The 16,745-nt window shown below is 62.0% G+C and carries 18 protein-coding genes; 11 read left to right on the top strand and 7 right to left on the bottom strand.

What is annotated here, in order from left to right; genetic code table 11:
* Positions 1–12: 12 nt before the first annotated feature.
* Entirely contained in the window at positions 13–1,968 is a 1,956-nt protein-coding gene (locus ACYP01_RS13845; protein ID WP_459680592.1) for an ABC1 kinase family protein, read from the bottom strand.
* 303 nt (positions 1,969–2,271) lie between these two features.
* Positions 2,272–2,409: a hypothetical protein gene (locus tag ACYP01_RS13840; protein ID WP_021345701.1), complete on the bottom strand. Its 138-nt coding sequence runs from the start codon at positions 2,407–2,409 to the stop codon at positions 2,272–2,274.
* Positions 2,410–3,828: 1,419 nt separating this feature from the next.
* On the opposite strand from ACYP01_RS13840, the gene ACYP01_RS13835 reads away from it, so the two are divergent.
* Positions 3,829–4,113: a DUF4259 domain-containing protein gene (locus tag ACYP01_RS13835; protein ID WP_459680589.1), complete on the top strand. Its 285-nt coding sequence runs from the start codon at positions 3,829–3,831 to the stop codon at positions 4,111–4,113.
* A 49-nt stretch (positions 4,114–4,162) separates the two neighbouring features.
* Here ACYP01_RS13835 and ACYP01_RS13830 read toward each other — a convergent pair whose 3' ends face one another.
* Together ACYP01_RS13830 and ACYP01_RS13825 are read right to left on the bottom strand one after the other, a co-directional pair.
* The gene (locus ACYP01_RS13830; protein WP_172827042.1) at positions 4,163–4,339 is read right to left on the bottom strand and encodes a hypothetical protein; all 177 of its coding nucleotides are present in this window, start codon (positions 4,337–4,339) and stop codon (positions 4,163–4,165) included.
* A 218-nt stretch (positions 4,340–4,557) separates the two neighbouring features.
* Positions 4,558–5,439 (bottom strand): alpha/beta fold hydrolase, encoded by an 882-nt coding sequence (locus tag ACYP01_RS13825; protein WP_050654557.1) that lies wholly within the window; start codon positions 5,437–5,439, stop codon positions 4,558–4,560.
* A 112-nt stretch (positions 5,440–5,551) separates the two neighbouring features.
* Between ACYP01_RS13825 and ACYP01_RS13820 the strand changes: the two genes are divergently transcribed.
* The 3 genes from ACYP01_RS13820 to ACYP01_RS13810 are packed head-to-tail and all read left to right on the top strand — an operon-like array spanning position 5,552 to position 7,092.
* Positions 5,552–6,196, top strand: a complete 645-nt coding sequence (locus ACYP01_RS13820; RefSeq protein ID WP_003939902.1) for a TetR/AcrR family transcriptional regulator — start codon at positions 5,552–5,554, stop codon at positions 6,194–6,196.
* 9 nt (positions 6,197–6,205) lie between these two features.
* Positions 6,206–6,655, top strand: coding sequence for an FAS1-like dehydratase domain-containing protein (locus ACYP01_RS13815; protein WP_019745537.1), 450 nt, complete (start codon positions 6,206–6,208; stop codon positions 6,653–6,655).
* Positions 6,652–7,092, top strand: a complete 441-nt coding sequence (locus ACYP01_RS13810; protein WP_003940034.1) for a MaoC/PaaZ C-terminal domain-containing protein — start codon at positions 6,652–6,654, stop codon at positions 7,090–7,092. Before ACYP01_RS13815 ends, ACYP01_RS13810 begins: the two co-directional genes overlap by 4 nt.
* A gap of 76 nt (positions 7,093–7,168) precedes the next feature.
* On the opposite strand, the gene ACYP01_RS13805 is transcribed toward ACYP01_RS13810, so the two are convergent.
* Entirely contained in the window at positions 7,169–8,023 is an 855-nt protein-coding gene (locus tag ACYP01_RS13805; protein WP_459680584.1) for a hypothetical protein, read from the bottom strand.
* Positions 8,024–8,146: 123 nt separating this feature from the next.
* On the opposite strand from ACYP01_RS13805, the gene ACYP01_RS13800 reads away from it, so the two are divergent.
* The 4 genes from ACYP01_RS13800 (at position 8,147) to ACYP01_RS13785 (ending at position 12,240) form a co-directional block, all read left to right on the top strand.
* Positions 8,147–9,208 carry an NAD(P)/FAD-dependent oxidoreductase gene (locus ACYP01_RS13800; protein ID WP_459680582.1) on the top strand — a complete coding sequence of 354 codons (1,062 nt, stop codon included), beginning with the start codon at positions 8,147–8,149 and terminating at the stop codon, positions 9,206–9,208.
* A gap of 118 nt (positions 9,209–9,326) precedes the next feature.
* Positions 9,327–10,514 (top strand): AAA family ATPase, encoded by a 1,188-nt coding sequence (locus ACYP01_RS13795; protein WP_459680579.1) that lies wholly within the window; start codon positions 9,327–9,329, stop codon positions 10,512–10,514.
* The gene (locus tag ACYP01_RS13790) at positions 10,511–11,230 is read left to right on the top strand and encodes a M50 family metallopeptidase (protein WP_003940327.1); all 720 of its coding nucleotides are present in this window, start codon (positions 10,511–10,513) and stop codon (positions 11,228–11,230) included. The genes ACYP01_RS13795 and ACYP01_RS13790 overlap by 4 nt, the downstream gene beginning before the upstream one ends.
* A gap of 173 nt (positions 11,231–11,403) precedes the next feature.
* On the top strand, positions 11,404–12,240 hold the full coding sequence (locus ACYP01_RS13785) for an SDR family oxidoreductase (RefSeq protein WP_459680575.1): 837 nt from the start codon (positions 11,404–11,406) through the stop codon (positions 12,238–12,240).
* A 54-nt stretch (positions 12,241–12,294) separates the two neighbouring features.
* On the opposite strand, the gene ACYP01_RS13780 is transcribed toward ACYP01_RS13785, so the two are convergent.
* Both ACYP01_RS13780 and ACYP01_RS13775 read right to left on the bottom strand, forming a co-directional pair.
* The gene (locus ACYP01_RS13780; protein ID WP_003940093.1) at positions 12,295–13,302 is read right to left on the bottom strand and encodes an NAD(P)H-dependent glycerol-3-phosphate dehydrogenase; all 1,008 of its coding nucleotides are present in this window, start codon (positions 13,300–13,302) and stop codon (positions 12,295–12,297) included.
* 97 nt (positions 13,303–13,399) lie between these two features.
* Positions 13,400–14,128, bottom strand: a complete 729-nt coding sequence (locus ACYP01_RS13775; protein WP_030536531.1) for a FadR/GntR family transcriptional regulator — start codon at positions 14,126–14,128, stop codon at positions 13,400–13,402.
* 133 nt (positions 14,129–14,261) lie between these two features.
* On the opposite strand from ACYP01_RS13775, the gene ACYP01_RS13770 reads away from it, so the two are divergent.
* From ACYP01_RS13770 to ACYP01_RS13760, 3 genes are all read left to right on the top strand, one after another.
* Positions 14,262–15,650 (top strand): GntP family permease, encoded by a 1,389-nt coding sequence (locus ACYP01_RS13770; RefSeq protein ID WP_003939838.1) that lies wholly within the window; start codon positions 14,262–14,264, stop codon positions 15,648–15,650.
* A gap of 12 nt (positions 15,651–15,662) precedes the next feature.
* Positions 15,663–16,193, top strand: coding sequence for a gluconokinase (locus tag ACYP01_RS13765; RefSeq protein ID WP_030536532.1), 531 nt, complete (start codon positions 15,663–15,665; stop codon positions 16,191–16,193).
* Positions 16,194–16,269: 76 nt separating this feature from the next.
* Positions 16,270–16,707, top strand: coding sequence for an SRPBCC family protein (locus tag ACYP01_RS13760; RefSeq protein WP_058226630.1), 438 nt, complete (start codon positions 16,270–16,272; stop codon positions 16,705–16,707).
* Positions 16,708–16,745 lie beyond the last annotated feature (38 nt).

Here is a 16,745-nt window from a genome sequence, read left to right as displayed (position 1 = left end):
ATCAGTTCTCGGTTACCTGTTGTCGAGTGTGAACAAACGGAACACGGTCCGCATGCACAGAACGACGCCGACGAAGCCCAGTACCGCACTCGCGAGTGCATAGCCCGACAGCTGAGGTGTGAGTTGTGGTCCGCCAGGTACGAACAGCAGGATCGCCGCGACGATCAGCGCGGTCACTCCCGCCGCCATACCCAGGGCGTTGTTCGCCGACCGTCGTAGCCATCGCCTGTCGTCGGGGTGTGCAACCGAGCGAGTGCGAAGTGTGAAGCTTCCCGACGCGATCGAGGTCGCGATCTGATCGAGCTGACCAGGCAGGCGCCGGACCACCGCGGTTGTGACCGCCGTCGTCGACAGGATTGCCTGCGCGGCTGCAGTCGGGCTGGCGACATGGGTCAACAGTCGGGGTACTTCGGCCCGAACAGCAGTGACGAGGTCGATCTGCGGATCCAGGAGCCGCAGGGCGCGCTCCAAGGACGCGAGCGAACGGAAAGCGGCGGCGACGTCTCCCGGCACTCCGATTCGGTGTTCGCGAAGCACGGTGAACATTCGCGCGAACGATGCCATGGAAACATTGGGTTGGACACTGAGCAGGGTGATCTCTCGGCCCACCTGGTGACGTAGTGCTCCGCGATCAACTTCGGGCGGCACGTCGAATGCCATCAGCATCGCGTCGACTGTCGCCACCGGATCACCTGCGAGGGCAGCGTTGAGGAGCACGGCGAACAAGATCCGTGTCTCGCCGTCCAGAACCCCTACTGCGCCGAAGTCGAGGAGCCCGACCCGGCCGTCATCGAGGATCATGATGTTGCCGGGGTGCAGGTCCGCGTGAAACACGCCGTGGACAAAGATCCCGTCGAGCAACGACGCAAGAAGTTCGTTGGCGATGCTGCTGCGGGTGTCGCGGTCGAGGCCGGTGAGCGCCGACTCACCGTCGGAGAGCGGTGTGCCGTGAAGACGTTCCATCACGAGCACCCGTCCGCTACTGAGGTTGGGGTAGATGTGCGGAACGACGATATCCGGGCGGTTCGACATGGTGGAAGCAATCGCGCCGGTATTCGCTGCTTCGGTGCGGTAGTCGAGTTCCTCGAGCAGTGACGTGACGAGGCCCCCGGCGAGTCGGTGAACGCCGATATCGCGTGCCCAGGGAAAACGGGTCTCCGCGCGGGATGACACGCGAAGGAAGATATCGCAATCCACGCTCACTTGTGCGCTCGCCTCGGGCCGTTGAACCTTCACCACAACGTCGACGCCTTCAACGGTGCGCGCGGAATGTACCTGTGCGACAGAGGCGGCGGCGAACGGCTCCACATCGAACCATGCGAACACCGACTCTGGTGCGTCGCCGAGTTCCGATGCCAGTAGCTCCGCAATGCGGACTGGATCAGCCGGTCGTGCCGAACTTTGCAGAGACGAGAGAGTGCGAGCCAACTCGGGTGGTATGAGGTCGTCTCGCGTGCCGAGGATCTGTCCCAGCTTGACGAAAGTGACACCGCACCGGTTGATTACTTCCACCAGCGCGTCCCCGAACTGAGGCGCTGATGGCCCAGCACGGAGAGCGGGCCCGCCTCCCGCTCGCACGACGATGCCCATGATCTGGACGTATCGCTTGGTTCGTCGCCACGATTTGCGGCTGCGCTGCAATGCTTCTGGCGGTCCGGGGATGGACCCTGTTGGAAGGACAACTTCGAGGAAAACCAATGCGGCCAGGCATGCTGCGAACACCCAGAGCGCGACAACTCCGAAGAATATGAGCGCTGTTCCTACGCTCACCAGAAGTTGATCGTCCTGGCTGGCAATTCCTGCAAGTGTTGCGACGTATCCCGACAGTGGAACCCCCACCGAGAGTGCTATCACCGCGACCGCAAGGGTTCGCGGCCATCCGACTCTCGTCCCCAGCGTTCGTCGCATCACGCCCGCCAGTGCTGCTGCAAGAAATGGCGTCGTGACGATCCAGACCATCAAGTCCATTGCGATAGCGTACGGGTTCGCAATCTGCGATACATCCAGGAAAACCCCGAGCCCACCCCGACTGCCGGGTAACAAGCCCGACAGTGCCCAAGCGTCGAACATGCTTGGGCACTTCGGTGTTCATTCGCTCCGATGTCGACTCGTCCTGATCGACCGTCCAAAACTGCGTTCAGTGACCATCCGCGAGGCCGAACTGCGCATCATGCTCGTCAGCGATGTCCCGGCCACCTTTAGCGAGGAGCAGTACAGCCGAAGAACAGGCTGCGATGGACGCCGAGCAGAAGTGAGACCGAGTGGACTCCTTTAAAGAATGGGGCCGCCGGTGAACAGGTTGACGAGACTCACCGCGAAGAACTGGACGATCGCTATGGCGGTGGCAAACGGGTCGCCCGCATACGTAGCTTGGTTGACCCATTCGTTGAATGCGTTGATCGAACCCATTGTGATTCCTCCTGAGTAGTGATGGCGTGACTGATTGAAACTGGTGGTGCGACACTCGACACGAGGGACGTCAGTACGGACCCAGCGCAGTTGGGCATATGAGGCCACGAAAGGTCAGTGACGAGCGCCGACAGTACGCTGCGGTTGCGGCCCTCTGTGTTTCGAATGTAGTTCCCCGACTTAGGAATACCGTGAAGGACGGGCGGATTCGGTTACGAGTGTCCCGCGACAGACGACATCGTCAATATTATGATGTCGGCAACAAGCGCGACGACGGCACCAATCGGATTCTGGACAATCCACGAAATTACTTCAGTCATGTTCTCGGTCCTTCCTTAGCGTAAGACGCGTGATCGAATACTCGACCAGCTGTTGCAGTACCCGGCCCCGTTCGGCGAATTAAGCCTTTGCCGAAAATGATTGGCGCAAACAGATAGATCGCACACCGGGGCGTTGAATCAACTCGCCCAATCGTTGCACCTCTATGCTCGGGGTTCGATTCGTTACCAACATCTTTCGGAGAAGGGGTGATCAATCCCATCAGCGATCGGTACCCCGCGTGCGAAACCCTTTTCCGTAAACACCTGCCCAGCAACGTCGTAACGTCAGAAGTGGCAGTTGGCGAGGCCGACCGTCTTCTCGAGATCGTGGCGAGTTTTGCTGGGCAGATGTGACACTACCTCGCGGTCTCGCCGGATCAGTCTTCCTTTCGGACATCGATGGCTGTTCTTCGTGTGGTTGTTACACAATCGACGGAATCGCTGTTGGGGGTGGCGATGCGCAGCTATTTCCCCTGCGAATCTTCAGGAATTGCCTGCGACACCCGTGGATACGGATCCTCGATCTCCACCGAGCGCAATTCCGTGTGCCGACAAACATCGCAGTGCTTCCGACCGGATCGATGCACCCAGAACCAATCGCCGTCACACACAAAGGGCCAGACGGTTCTGGGAAAGACCCAAGCGCTCCTTCAGTTCCCGGCGATCTGTTGCGCCAGTTCGAGTTCACACTTGATCTAACTGGTCGACGCATAGTGGTGTACCGGTAGCCAAAAGAGTCCCGCCGGTCGGTTAGTGTTGACGGTGAGATACGACGCGGAGGTGGCTGTGAGAATCTGGAACTGGTTGATGCTCAAAATTTCAGCGATCGGTGGGTCGCCGAAGTTTCGGAAGATAGTCGACAGTCCGATTTGGGCGGGCGCCAATGACCGCAAGCTCTGACTGAGCGGGCGGCAGATTCTCCAATTTGCAATTGCCGACCTGCGACTGCGAGCACGCTCACGGCCTGCTGCGACGGCAACGCGACTGTCGACCTGAATTTATCCGCAATCGATATGGGAGGGCTTGTGGGAGTCTGGGGTCCGGGAAACTTTGACAGTGACACCGTCGCGGATGGGTTGGGGCCCTGACCGGTCGAATCGTGGACGACATCACTGCCGAGTTCGAAGACGATTCGAGTCTGGAGCCGGATGAATGGGGCGGGGAGATGGTGCCGGCGTGGCTCGAGATCCTCACCGATATTGCCCAGACGAAACGAGTCGGTGTGACCTTTCCATCGACGCAAGTGCTGATCGACTGGCGCGATCGATATCTGCGCGTGTGGGATGGCTACATTGACGAACTCGAACCGGACGAGGATCACAAGGTCGCTCGACGTGCAGTGCTCGTCCATACCTTCGAACAGGCCGTCTCCCTCGCAGCCTAGCGCGAACAGGCATAAACCTGGTGCGGCCGCGCTACTGACCATAGATCCGTCAGTTCCCCGGTGGAACGACGGTGAACGTGAACCCTCCGGAAGTCATTGCGTTGGCTTCTTCGAACATCGAACAGAGAGCTTCGGCGGCGTCGGTCGCCAATGCTCGGGCGGCGCTGGGGGTTCGACCTCGGGCCGTCACCGCGAGCCCAGGTACGTCCGCATCTGTGATCGTCAATCGGACTCGTAGTCGGAAGCACTGCCACCGAGTATCTGCGCGAGGAGATGGTCTTCGTCCACCACAGACCTCCCGCCACGACCAAAACGGCGGCGGCAACGGCCACCATTACCTGACCGCGGTGGTCGGAGAGGAATGTTCTCCTCTGTCAGTTGTACCGCCTTGGCCAGCTGATTGACCGGCTTCATCACCACCTTGTCGGCGGCTGGTCCGCGAGATCACGTCCGCTTCGCGTCGTCATGATTGCGGACGAACTTCATGAGTCGGGGAATCACCCGATCGGGTATGTGTCCCAGGATTCCGTGGCCGGTTCCGGCATAGATCTCCACTTCGGCTTCAGGTACAAGATCAGCTAACCTCGCGGCCACCTGCTCGGGGTTGGAGACCACCGTCTCAGCACCGGAGATTACGAGCATGGGAACCGAAATCGACTGCACTTCTGCATCCTTGAGCATTCGTGCCCACCCGATACCGGGCCGGTAGTTCAGCGCTTCCTTGGCGAGGGCGAACTCGAGGTCGCCGAGAACGTACCCGGGGGACAGCCAATCGTTGAGCTTGCGAATATTCTTGTCGGTGCGGCGCATACCGGCGCGGACCATCTTCAGCAGCACACGCCACGAGGGCTTGTCGAAGACTCCACCCGGTTCGATGAGCGTCACACTCGCCAGTCGTTCAGGGGAATGAAGTGCTACGAGAACGGCATGCCACGCGCCCTGCGAGTAGCCGACCAGGTGGACGCGATCGACCTCGAGTTCGTTCAATACCTCGCTGATCCAGGTGGCGAAGTCGGACTCCCCGGTCAGTGGAGAAGTCTGGACACTGAGGCCTGGTGTGCCGATCGTGTCCAGTGCGTACACGACTCGGTCTCGGCACAGGTCCTCGATGACGATGTGCCATTGCAGACAGTTGGCCCCGAGAGAGTGCACCAGGACGATCGGCGTCTCCGTGCCGGTCCCCGACCTACGGACATGGGTGGTTCCGAACGATGTCGGCACGTCGAGTTGTGTCGACGGAACCGGCCAGGTGCTCTCCAGTTCTCGGTAGATGCTCTGGTACGCCTGCTTTGATGCTTCGTTCTTGAATCGTCCGATCTTCGGCATGAGCTTCCCTCTCGCTGCTTTCAATTTTGATGGTATGACCGTATCACTAATGCGGTACGTGCGTATCATTAACGAGTCAAAGTCATCCATTCGAAAGGGGAAGGACAGCCTCATGCCGCGACTGGTCGACCATGAAGTGAGGCAACGGGAGATCACCGATGCGGTGCGGCGAGTGATTGTCGACGGTGGGCTCGCGGCGGTGACATTTCAGTCCGTTGCTGCCGAGGCAGGGATTTCGGTGCGACTCGTGCAGTACTACTTCGGCACGAAGCGGGAATTCCTTCTCGCGACGCATCAAGCTGTGCGTCAGGATGCGGGTGCTCGCTTGATGCAGGAGTTGTCTGTTCTTGGCGCGGAAGCGACACCCCGCGAGGTTATTTCAGCGTTCCTTGTTGGCATGCTCCCACTCGATCGACAACGTCGGGAGGAAGCGATTGTTCTCGGCGCCTTCCACGCTGCCGCACTGACCGGACAAGGAATCGCCGCCGAGGAAACCCTCACTGCCCCAAGAGAGTTGACAGCGCTCATTTCCGGCCAGCTTCAACGAGTGACCAATCGGGACGCGGTTGCGCCGTCAATGGATCCCGACCTCGACGCCGAGCTCATTCTGGCGGCTGTCGCCGGGCTCGCCCAGGGGATGCTTCCCGGCTACGCCACAGCAGAATTGGCGGTCCAGTTGGTTGAGCGTCTCCTCGATCGCATTCTCGGGCCGACGAGACCTCAGGCCACGAATCAACCCGAAGTCGGCCGCCGTTAGTATTCCGGGATGTCTCCTGTGAACCCAGCGCTCGCCGGCCGGGTGTTTCCCTCGTCTTCGTACCTTGTCGGGCGCGAGAAGATTCGCGAGTTCGCTCTGGCGGTGCGTTCGAGCAACCCCTTGCACCATGATGTCGGTGTCGCCAGGGAGGCCGGGTTCGTCGATGTCATCGCGCCGACAACATTCACAACCGTTGTCCAGCAACGAGCGATCATGGCACTGCTGCGCACGCCGGATACTGGGCTCGATCCGACTCGTGTGGTGCATACTTCCGAGAAGATCGAGCATCAGCGTCCGATAGTCGCCGGCGATGACCTGTCTACGACACTGACGATTACAGGGGTGACAGTGCGAGCAGGCAGTGCGATCCTGTCGACAGTTTCCGAGATCCACGACGTGACCGACGCTTTGGTTGCGACGGTCACCTCGACCCTGCTGGCGCGAGGAGAAGGCGCATGACCGTACCCGTCGTGCCGGTTTTCGAAAACCTCGTCCTCGGTGACATCGTCGCGAAGGTTGATCTGGTCCTCACTCGTGATGACCTAGTTCGCTACGCCGGTGCCTCCGGCGACATGAACCCGATCCATTTCAACGACGCAATCGCTACCGCGGCTGGGCTACCGGGAGTTCTGGCTCACGGAATGCTCACTGCCGGAATTGCTTTGAAGGCCATCGTCGACTGGGTTGGCGATCCGAGTGGTGTGTTCTCGTACGAAACTCGCTTTACTCGACCCGTCGTAGTCGATGCCGTCGATGGTGCTGATCTCTCCATCACTGCGAAGATCGCGCGGATCGACGCCACGATGCGGACAACGCGGATCGATGTCACAGTCACGCACAAGGGCCAGACGGTTCTGGGAAAGACCCAGGCGCACCTTCAGTTCCCGGGCGCCTGACAGGATTGCGGGCTGTCACTGGTCACATCGGGACCTACGCATCCGGGCGGGAGATCAACTGCATTGTGGCGCAGCACTACCGGAAAGACACCAACAGCTCGTCCGACGCTTGCATCGGTGCGTATCCGTCGGCGATGACGCGCCGACAGCCGTCGAGTTCGACGGTGAGTAATTGTTCCTCGTTCGTAGGACGGTCCACGTAGATCGTCGACGCCACCTCGGTGGCCACCGCGTCACAGTCGGGAGCGGGTGGAAGTCCGTCGAAGGTTTCCGTCGTAGACGATGTGCCTACGAATTCGGTGGAGGAGAATCGGCAGAAAACGCTGCCCGCCGACAGCGATGTCAGCGCCGTTGTACCTGTCGTGGCTGCTCGGTAGGTCGGCCTGCAATGCGACAGTTCGTAGATCTGATCGTCGGACAACGCTATTCGGTGTTCGGTACTGCCGACCGGTGTCAGTTCCTTGATGGCGGCCAGGCCACCGGGTTTCGGCAGTCCACACGAATCGGAGGGATACCCCGGCCGAGTTGCTCGGCCTCGATCGTCGACCAACCAGAATTGGTCCAGGACAGCCAGGCTGTAGTTGTCACCGCAGCCTTCGGGGAACCAAGTCTTGTGCGCGGACGAGCGGTTCAGCATTTCCACCGCCCGACTGAAATCGCCCTCCCAACGGTGAGCAGAGAAGCTGACGGTTCGGTCGGCTGCCACGTTGTCGCTGACAAACGGGTCGCACGTGACGGCGGCGACGGGTACGAAATCGTCTGGAACCGTTGCCGTTGGTGTCGTCTGGAGTGGGCCGATCGGATACGGGGGCGCGCACGTCAGCGTTTCGGCGTCGACTATTGCGGCAACAGGACGTTCGGGGGTGGTCACCCGCCAAATGCCGGCGACAGCAAGGATGACGATCACGACTGCGAACCAACGCCAGAGCATGAGCACACCGTATCGGTTCCGATGTGCGCCGAGCGGGAACAGGCCTAGTCCTTCGCTAACCGCCGACGTCCTTGCATCCAAATTGAGTGGATCCAGGTTGCGGCTCGCAGATATGGTCCACTGGTGACGCATCCGAATGGTCGAAACGACAGTCCGATCCTGGTGATTGGTGCCGGCGTCGTCGGCGCGTCGATCGCGTATCACCTGGCGCGCGTTGGTCTCCGAGTCACCGTGCTGGAGCACGGCTCGGTGGCGGGAGGGGTGACCGGCAACTCCTTTGCCTGGGTCGGCCTCTCGAAGAGTGCCGCAGAAACTTACGCAGATCCGTTCCGGCAAGGCGCTGCAGTCGAATTCGACCGCCTGGAGCGCGAACTCGTCGAGCCAATCGGTTTGCGCCGCAGAGGCGCGATCACTTGGGAAGAGACGGATGCGGACACCCGAGCGTTCGTAGATGCTCATCGAGCACTCGGCCATCCCGTCGACCTCATCGGTAAAGTGGAAATCCTTGCTCGTGAGCCGGGATTGCGGACGGCCCCGGTGGTGGCAGCGTACGCGCCTGATGACGGTGGCGTTGACCCGGTTGCGTTCGCTCGATCGCTCCTGCAAGGTGCCGAAGCATACGGTGCCACAGTGTATTCCGGTGTCAGTGCGCTCGGGGGGTTCACGGAGGGCATGAGAGTGTGCGGAGTAATGACTGCCGACGGTCCCGTCTACGGGTCGGCCACCGTGCTCGCTGCGGGTACCGCGATCCCTGGACTCGCGGCGTCGGCGGGAGTGGACGTCGAGGTCGACGCCTCCCCGTGTTGCCTCATCAGATTCTCGACGCCCCACCCATTGGTGAACGGAATACTCTCCTCTCCGGATTTCGAGATCCGGCAATTGGACGACACGACACTGATTGCGGCTGAAGATGCTCCGGTCGGGTTCTCCGGAGATGCTCGTGAGCTTGCGGGGCCGACGCTGCACGCGATCCGCAGTCAACTCGTGGACGGTGACCAAGTGGAACTGATCGAGGCGGTAGTCGCTGACCGTCCCATCCCGCGTGGTGGCCGCCCGCTGCTGGGCTTCGCCGAAGGCGTGTCGGGGCTGTATCTTGCCGCGGCGCATCCGGCAATCATTCTGGCCGGGGCAATTGGGGCCCACGTGGCCGGGGACTTCGCCCGAGCGTCAAGCCTGGAAGGTTAGACGACGATGCCGGAGCCCGGTTCGACAAGGTCGAGCCGATATTGCGGTTCCTAGTTCTCTCTAGGACACGCGCTAGAGAGCGGGATATTCGTCTATTCGGCTTGTACCGTCGATGGGCATGGACCCCGTGCGCAATCCGTATGCCCCCGGTGCCGGTCAACGCCCGCCGGAACTCGCCGGGCGCGACAAGCAGATCGACGCCTTCGACGTCGTTCTCGAGCGAATTGCGCGTGGCCGCCCGGAACGAAGTGTTGTCCTCACCGGATTGCGTGGCGTCGGCAAGACCGTCCTGCTCAATCAGTTGCGCTCGGCCGCGATCTCCCGCAGTTGGGGGACCGGCAAGATCGAGGCGCGCCCCGATCAGGATTTACGACGCCCACTCTCGTCGGCGCTGCACATGGCAGTCCGAGAGATCGCGGTCTCCCATCGCGATCCGGAGCGGGTCGACCAATTCCTCGGAGTCCTCAAATCGTTTGCCCTACGCGCCACTGCGGACAAGGGAATGCGCGAGCGCTGGCAGCCAGGCATCGACGCACCCGCGATCAAAGGTCGGGCAGACAGCGGCGACATCGAGATCGACCTGGTCGAGCTGCTGCTCGACGCGTCGTCGCTGGCCAGGGATGTGGGCGTCGGGATCGCCATCTTCATCGACGAGATGCAGGACCTCGCTGCCGCGGATGTCTCGGCGATCTGCGGGGCCTGCCACGAGTTGAGTCAGGACGCGGCACCGTTGATCGTCGTCGGGGCGGGGCTTCCGCATCTGCCTGCTGTGCTGTCGGCGTCGAAAAGCTACTCGGAGCGCCTGTTCAGCTACCACCGGATCGACCGCCTCGAGCGTGAAGCTGCAGATCAGGCACTGATTGCGCCTGCTGAGCGTGAGGACGTCGAGTTCACCGAATCCGCGCTCGATGCCCTCTACGAAGCGGCTGACGGGTACCCGTACTTCGTTCAGGCCTACGGAAAGGCCACGTGGGATGTGGCGGCGTCGAGTCCGATCACGGCAGAAGACGTGCGCGTCGGCGCGCCGACGGCTGAGGAAGAACTCGCTGTCGGCTTCTTCGGATCACGGTACGAGCGAGCAACGCCCGCGGAGCGTGAGTACATGCGCGCCATGGCCGATCTCGCCGGTGACGACGGACCCGTCGCAACCGCGAAGATCGCCGTCGAGTTGGGGCGCAAGCCGGCTTCCCTGTCGCCGGCACGCGATGGACTGATCAAGAAGGGACTGATTTATTCGGCAGAACGTGGGTCCATCGGATTCACGGTCCCGCACTTCGGCCGATACCTGCGCGGACAAGCGGAGTGAACGCGCTCGAAACCGCGTGGGATCGGGTGGCGGCGCTCAGTCCCAATCCGCCGGCCTGGGTGGTTCAACTGGCCGCGTTGATCGCCGTGATCATCGTTCTCGAACCACACCTGTGGCGGATCGCCCGCAACGTCGTCACCATCGCACACGAGGGCGCTCATCTGATCGTCGCCGTCCTGGTCGGTCGACGGTTGAAAGGTCTTCGCCTGCATTCGGATACGTCGGGTGTCGCGATTTCGTCGGGCAAACCGACCGGCTTCGGCGTCATTCTGATGACGTTCGCGGGGTACGTCGGACCGTCGATTCTCGGACTCGGCGCGGCCGGGTTGTTGGGCGCGCAGCGTGCGGTCTCGGTGCTGTGGATCGGCGTATTCGTCATCGCGGTGATGATGGTCCTGATCCGAAACCTCTACGGAGTCTTCTCACTTGCAGTCGTGGGAGCCGTGTTGTTCGGGCTCGTCTGGTGGGGGACCCAGGAGCAGCAAGTGGCCGCAGCGTACTTCCTGACGCTCTTCCTCCTCTTTGCCGGACCACGCCCGGTCGTGGAACTTCAACGGCAGCGAATGCGACGAGGCGGGGCACCGGACTCGGACGCCGACCAATTGGCCAGGCTCTCACCGATACCCGCGATCGTCTGGGTCGGGTTGTTCCTGCTCGTGAACGTCGCGGTGCTCGTGCTCGGCGGATGGTGGATTCTGCGCCCGGTGGGTGGCTGACCGGATTGATCCGTTGTCCCGTCAGGACAACGGACCAACGATTGTTGATGCTCTGCGGACGTAGTCATCGCATGAAGGCGCTCATATCGTGGAAGTCGACGAGTGGTCGTGCCGGGACTTCCCGCGGCCACACCCGCAACGACGAAGACCGTCGACGATGACAAGGATTCGTTTTGGACGACAAGAACTTCCGCGGACGAACCGCGATCATGTCCGGGGGAAGCCGTGGCATCGGACTTGCCATCGCCCGTGCGATAGCGCGCCGCGGCGGAAATATCGTGTTGCTCGCCAAGGCCGATACGCCGGATCCCAGGCTGCCCGGAACTATCCACACGGCTGTGGACGAGTTGAACGAGCTTGAGGGTCATGCCGTTCCGGTCGTCGGCGACGTGAGGAACGACGACGACATCGCGCGGGCCGTGGCTGCAGCGGTAGAGCACTTCGGTGGCATCGACATCGTGGTCAACAACGCGAGCGTCCTCGACATCTCGAAAACCGAAGATCTCGCGATGAAGCGATTCGATCTGATGCAGCAGGTCAATGTCCGTGGTACCTTCGCGCTCACCTGCGCGTGCCTTCCGTACCTTCGGGTTTCGGCCAATGCGCACGTGTTGACGCTGTCGCCGCCGCTCAACTTTTCGCCGCACTGGTTGGGTGCTCATCCGGGCTACATGTTGGCCAAATACGGAATGACATTGGCGGCCTTGGGTATCGCCGCAGAGTATTCAGGTGCACCGATTTCGAGTAATTGCCTGTGGCCGGAGACCATGATCGCCACGGCCGCTGTCGGAAACCTGCTCGGGGGAGACGACAGTATCGAGCACTCGCGTTCACCCGAGATCATGGCCGATGCGGCTGTCGAGATTCTCGGGCGTCCCGCCGGCACGGATACCGGTCGTACAGTGCTCGACGTCGAGATCTTGCGCGAGGCGGGGATCTCGGATTTCTCGCAGTACGGCGGTCAGTCACCGTTGGCGATCGACATCTTCGTCGACGCTCCAATTCCGTGATCTCGGGCGATCTACAGGTATCTAGCCAAATCGCTAGATACCTGTAGATCTTCCTCACGCCACTTCGTGCTCGCCGCCCGGGGCAACCTTCTGAAGTCCGCGATATGCGTCGCTGGCACTTTGGCGACCACCGATGACGGCCTCGACCTCCGCGGCAATCGGCATGTCGACGCCGTATTCACGGGCCAGATCCATGACAGTGGGGGCGGTCTTGACGCCCTCGGCGACCTGACCGAGCTTGGCGACCGCCTCCTCGACGGTCAACCCCTGCGCCAGAGCTTCGCCGACGCGACGGTTCCGAGAAGTCGGAGCCATGCAGGTGGCAATCAGATCGCCGACGCCCGTCAAGCCGGCAAAGGTGCGTGGGTTGGCGCCCATCGCTTCACCGAGTCGGGTCATCTCGGCGAGACCACGTGCGAGCACCATCGCACGAGTGTTGTCACCGACTCCCAGACCGTCGGCCATGCCCGAGGCGATGGCAACGATGTTCTTGAGGATGCCGCCGAGTTCGCAGCCGAGCACGTCGGTGTTGCGGTAGACGCGGAAGACCGACGACGCGAACAGGGGTTGCAGCGCGGCGGCGACACGATCGTCCTGGGTCGCCACGACCGATGCCGCGGCCATGCCGTCGACGATCTCCTTGGCGATGTTGGGGCCCGCGAGCAGTCCGACGGGATGGCCGGGCAGGCACTCGGCGATCACTTCGGTGGGGCGCTGCCGGGTGCCGGGCTCGAGACCCTTGGACAGTGACAACACCGGGACCCACGCCCGAACCTCGTTGGCGATCTCGGCGAGGGTGGAGCGAACGGCGTGCGATGGCACCCCGCATACGAGTACGTCCGCTTCGCGGGCGGCTTCGACCAGATCCGAGGTTGCCTTGAGCCCCTTGGGAAGTTTGCGCTCACCAAGGTATTTGGAGTTGGTCCGTTGCGAATTGATCTCGTCGGCTGCTTCGGAATTGCGTGCCCACAACAGGGTCGGGGTGTTGCGGGCGGCGAGGCCGGCCACCGTGGTTCCCCACGATCCGGCACCGAGGACGACGACGCGTACCGGGCGGGCCATCAGAGTGCGCTGTTCTGGGTAGCGAGTGCTGTCATGGCGCCAAGCGTTCCACTTGCGGAGCAGTTGCGGGCCAATTCCGCCGAGTCTGTGGCTCGACTTACAGATGAGGCGGCGGTTCGGGGCTTTCGCGCATTGTTTCGACCGCTTCTGCGGATTCCGCGACGATCGAGCGCATGGCGGCTTCCGCGGCGTCGGCGTCTCCGGCCTGAATGGCCGATGCGACCACTCCGTGCAGGTGAATCGCTTCGGGGTCGGCCTCGTGGGGCATCAACGAGTGGCGGGTGCGGCCTTCGAGTATCTCGACGACGATCTGCGACATCGCCCGCAGCATCGGGTTACCGGAGGCGGCGAGCAGGGTGCGGTGGAAGTCGGAGTCATGGCCGAGATAGGCGCCGGTATCGGCAGCGCGAGAGGTAGCTGACATGCCGATGACGGCTGCAGTGAGAGCGCCGCACTGCTCAGGTGTGGCGCGAGTTGCGGCGAGTCGCGCAGCCAGAGGTTCGATGCCGGAACGGAGTTCGCTGAGGATAGACAGCTGCTCGAACCGATCAGGACCGGCCAGTTGCCAGCGGATGACATTGGGGTCGAGCGAGTTCCAGTGTTCGGAGCCCAGGATGGTGATTCCGACGCGTCGACGAACCGAGGCAAGTCCGAGGGATTCGAGAACGCGGACAACTTCGCGGATGACGGTTCGCGACACGTCGTAGCGCGTTGCCACCTCGTCGGCGGAGATCGTGGTACCCGGAGCGAGCACACCACCGACTATGTCTTGGCCGAGCTGTTCCAGCATCGAGTCGTGTAACTGCTGAAACGGGACAGAAGGCATACGTAGATCGTCCCATGCGTATGGAGTAAGCCCGGCGGAAGCCGAATAAATACTACAAATTAGTGTCTGCTCTTGAAATTGTAGGTTAATTAAGGAACAGTGACCTCAATCACTCATCGGACTGGGAGTCCCTATGAACACCACAGCATTGCTGGCGGCCGAGGTCGTCCCCGCTGGTAGCGACGCACGATTGATCATCGCTGCAGTCGCCGGCGTCGCGGTCATCATCGCGCTGATCACCTGGCTCGACCTGCATCCCTTCCTCGCGCTGTCCATCGGCGCGGTGGGCGTAGGTTTGGCGGCCGGCCTCGGATCGGCCGAGTCGGTCGCGGCGTTCGCCACCGGCTTCGGGTCGACCATGGGAAGCGTCGGAATCCTGATCGGTTTCGGCGCGATGTTCGGCAAACTCCTCGCCGATTCCGGCGGTGCCGACCGAGTGGTCGACACGCTGGTCGGCCGTTCCAGCACCAAGGCGCTTCCGTGGACCATGGCTCTGGTCGGCGCAGTGATCGGTCTGCCGATGTTCTTCGAAATCGGTCTCGTGCTGTTGATGCCGGTCATCATCCTCGTCGCGCGGCGTTCCGGCTTGTCCCTGATGCGCATCGCGATCCCCACCCTCGCCGGCCTCTCGGCCATGCACGGTTTGGTTCCCCCGCACCCCGGGCCACTGGTTGCCGTCTCGGCTTTGAACGCAAACCTCGGCCTCACCCTCGCTCTCGGTGTCCTCGTCGCGATCCCCACGGTTGTTCTCGCCGGACCGGTCTTCAGTAAGTACGCCGCGCGGTGGGTCGACGTGAAGGTCCCGGATCTTTTTGTCACAGGCGAAGATCGAGGCGAGGAAGAGAAGAAGCAGCGTCCCTCGTTCGCGGCTACTCTCGCAGCGATCCTCCTCCCGGTTGTTCTCATGCTGGGCAAAGCATTTGCAGACGTGATCGCACCCGATTCCGAGGCACTCCCCAAGTCCGTCCTCGACTTCCTCGGAACACCCGTTGTGGCTTTGGGTCTCGCGGTTCTGGTCGGTATGGTGCTGCTGGGTCGCGGCGGCGGAATGGACCGCAAGGCCATCTCGAAGTCACTCGAGAGTTCCCTACCTCCCATCGCAGGCATCTTGTTGATCGTCGGCGCCGGTGGTGGTTTCAAGCAGGTCCTGATCGACACCGGTATCGCCGGAGTGATCGCCGACGCGATCAAGGGCAGCAGCCTCCCCGTGCTGTTCCTGGCCTGGCTGGTAGCGGTATTGATCCGCGTCGCAACAGGTTCGGCAACGGTGGCAACGGTGACGGCGTCGGGCATCCTCGCTCCGGTTGCGGCAGACCTCTCGTCCGCACATGTCTCGCTGATGGTCTTGGCGATCGGTGCGGGCTCGCTCTTCCTCTCGCACGTCAACGACGCCGGATTCTGGTTGGTGAAGGAGTATCTGGGCGTCAGCGTGGTACAGAACCTCAAGACCTGGACCGTGATGGAATGCATCATCTCGGTATCGGGCCTGGCCGGAGTGCTCGTGTTGAGCGCATTCATCTAGGTAGGCGAGCACATGAACACCGAAGCGGCACAGCAGAAGCAGTATCCCGTGCTCGTCCTGATGGGTGTCTCGGGTTCGGGAAAGTCGACGGTCGGCGGCATGCTCGCCGGAGCGATGGGTTGGGACCTTCAAGAAGGCGACGATCTCCACCCGCAGGCGAACATCGACAAGATGGCGACCGGGCATCCGTTGAACGACGAAGACCGCTGGCCCTGGCTCGACAAGATCGCCGTCTGGATCAAGAGCCATACCGACGCCGGTCAGCCGGGCATCGTCACGTGTTCGGCACTCAAGCGCAGCTACCGCGACGTGCTTCGCGGTGAGCACGTCGTGTTCGTGCACCTCGCCGGTTCGCGGGATCAGATCGGCCAGCGATTGACCGCTCGCCTCGATCACTACATGCCCGCCTCGCTGCTCGACTCCCAGATCTCGACACTCGAGGCCGTCGACCCGGACGAGCAGGCCATCGTCGTCGACGTGGGCGGGAGTCCCGCCAAGATCGCGGAGGAGATCCTGCGACGGGTGGAGACATTCGAATACTGAGCAAGCCCGGCGAGTAGGCACCCGCGGTTCGGGTTACGGTGCTTGGGTGACTGCTGCTGCGCAGACGGACTGAACCGTGACCGACTTCGACTTCCACAGCGTCTGGACGCTTCCTGCCTCTGCTGACCGCGTCTACGAGGTTCTCGCGGATGCCGAACAGTATTCGCAGTGGTGGCCTCAGATACGCCGAGTCGGGACGATCGACGAGCATTCAGGCTCCATGTCCATCCGCAGCGCTGTCCCTCTGACGCTGCTGGTCTTCGGGCGACGCGAGGTGGAAGACTCAGTTGACCGCTTTCTGAAAGTGCGTCTCACCGGCGCAATGACCGGGTGGAGTAGCTGGGCGGTGCGCCCCGCTGGATCTGGTTGCACAGCCGAATTTCGGCAACAGGTAGCGGTGTCCGGAGCGCTTGGTCTGGCCGCGAAGGTCGCGAAGCCGCTGTTCGAGTGGAATCATGAAGCGATGATGCGTGGAGGGCACCGCGGACTGTGCGCATATCTCTCCCGGCCGTGATCGCGACCAGAACTTGCACACGCTCGAGCAATTGATCC

This window comes from Rhodococcus sp. no. 34, from assembly GCF_054589475.1.
Note: the sequence above shows the minus strand (reverse complement) of the source record. Positions and strands in the feature narration are given on the sequence as shown.

What these genes read in the sequence shown, in the direction of transcription:
- ACYP01_RS13845 (WP_459680592.1), bottom strand. Translation starts at nt 1,968, where the DNA reads ATGGACTTGATGGTCTGGATCGTCACGACGCCATTTCTTGCAGCAGCA.
- ACYP01_RS13840 (WP_021345701.1), bottom strand. Translation starts at nt 2,409, where the DNA reads ATGGGTTCGATCAACGCATTCAACGAATGGGTCAACCAAGCTACGTAT.
- ACYP01_RS13825 (WP_050654557.1), bottom strand. Translation starts at nt 5,439, where the DNA reads ATGCCGAAGATCGGACGATTCAAGAACGAAGCATCAAAGCAGGCGTAC.
- ACYP01_RS13820 (WP_003939902.1), top strand. Translation starts at nt 5,552, where the DNA reads ATGCCGCGACTGGTCGACCATGAAGTGAGGCAACGGGAGATCACCGAT.
- ACYP01_RS13815 (WP_019745537.1), top strand. Translation starts at nt 6,206, where the DNA reads ATGTCTCCTGTGAACCCAGCGCTCGCCGGCCGGGTGTTTCCCTCGTCT.
- ACYP01_RS13810 (WP_003940034.1), top strand. Translation starts at nt 6,652, where the DNA reads ATGACCGTACCCGTCGTGCCGGTTTTCGAAAACCTCGTCCTCGGTGAC.
- ACYP01_RS13805 (WP_459680584.1), bottom strand. Translation starts at nt 8,023, where the DNA reads ATGCTCTGGCGTTGGTTCGCAGTCGTGATCGTCATCCTTGCTGTCGCC.
- ACYP01_RS13795 (WP_459680579.1), top strand. Translation starts at nt 9,327, where the DNA reads ATGGACCCCGTGCGCAATCCGTATGCCCCCGGTGCCGGTCAACGCCCG.
- ACYP01_RS13780 (WP_003940093.1), bottom strand. Translation starts at nt 13,302, where the DNA reads ATGGCCCGCCCGGTACGCGTCGTCGTCCTCGGTGCCGGATCGTGGGGA.
- ACYP01_RS13775 (WP_030536531.1), bottom strand. Translation starts at nt 14,128, where the DNA reads ATGCCTTCTGTCCCGTTTCAGCAGTTACACGACTCGATGCTGGAACAG.
- ACYP01_RS13770 (WP_003939838.1), top strand. Translation starts at nt 14,262, where the DNA reads ATGAACACCACAGCATTGCTGGCGGCCGAGGTCGTCCCCGCTGGTAGC.
- ACYP01_RS13765 (WP_030536532.1), top strand. Translation starts at nt 15,663, where the DNA reads ATGAACACCGAAGCGGCACAGCAGAAGCAGTATCCCGTGCTCGTCCTG.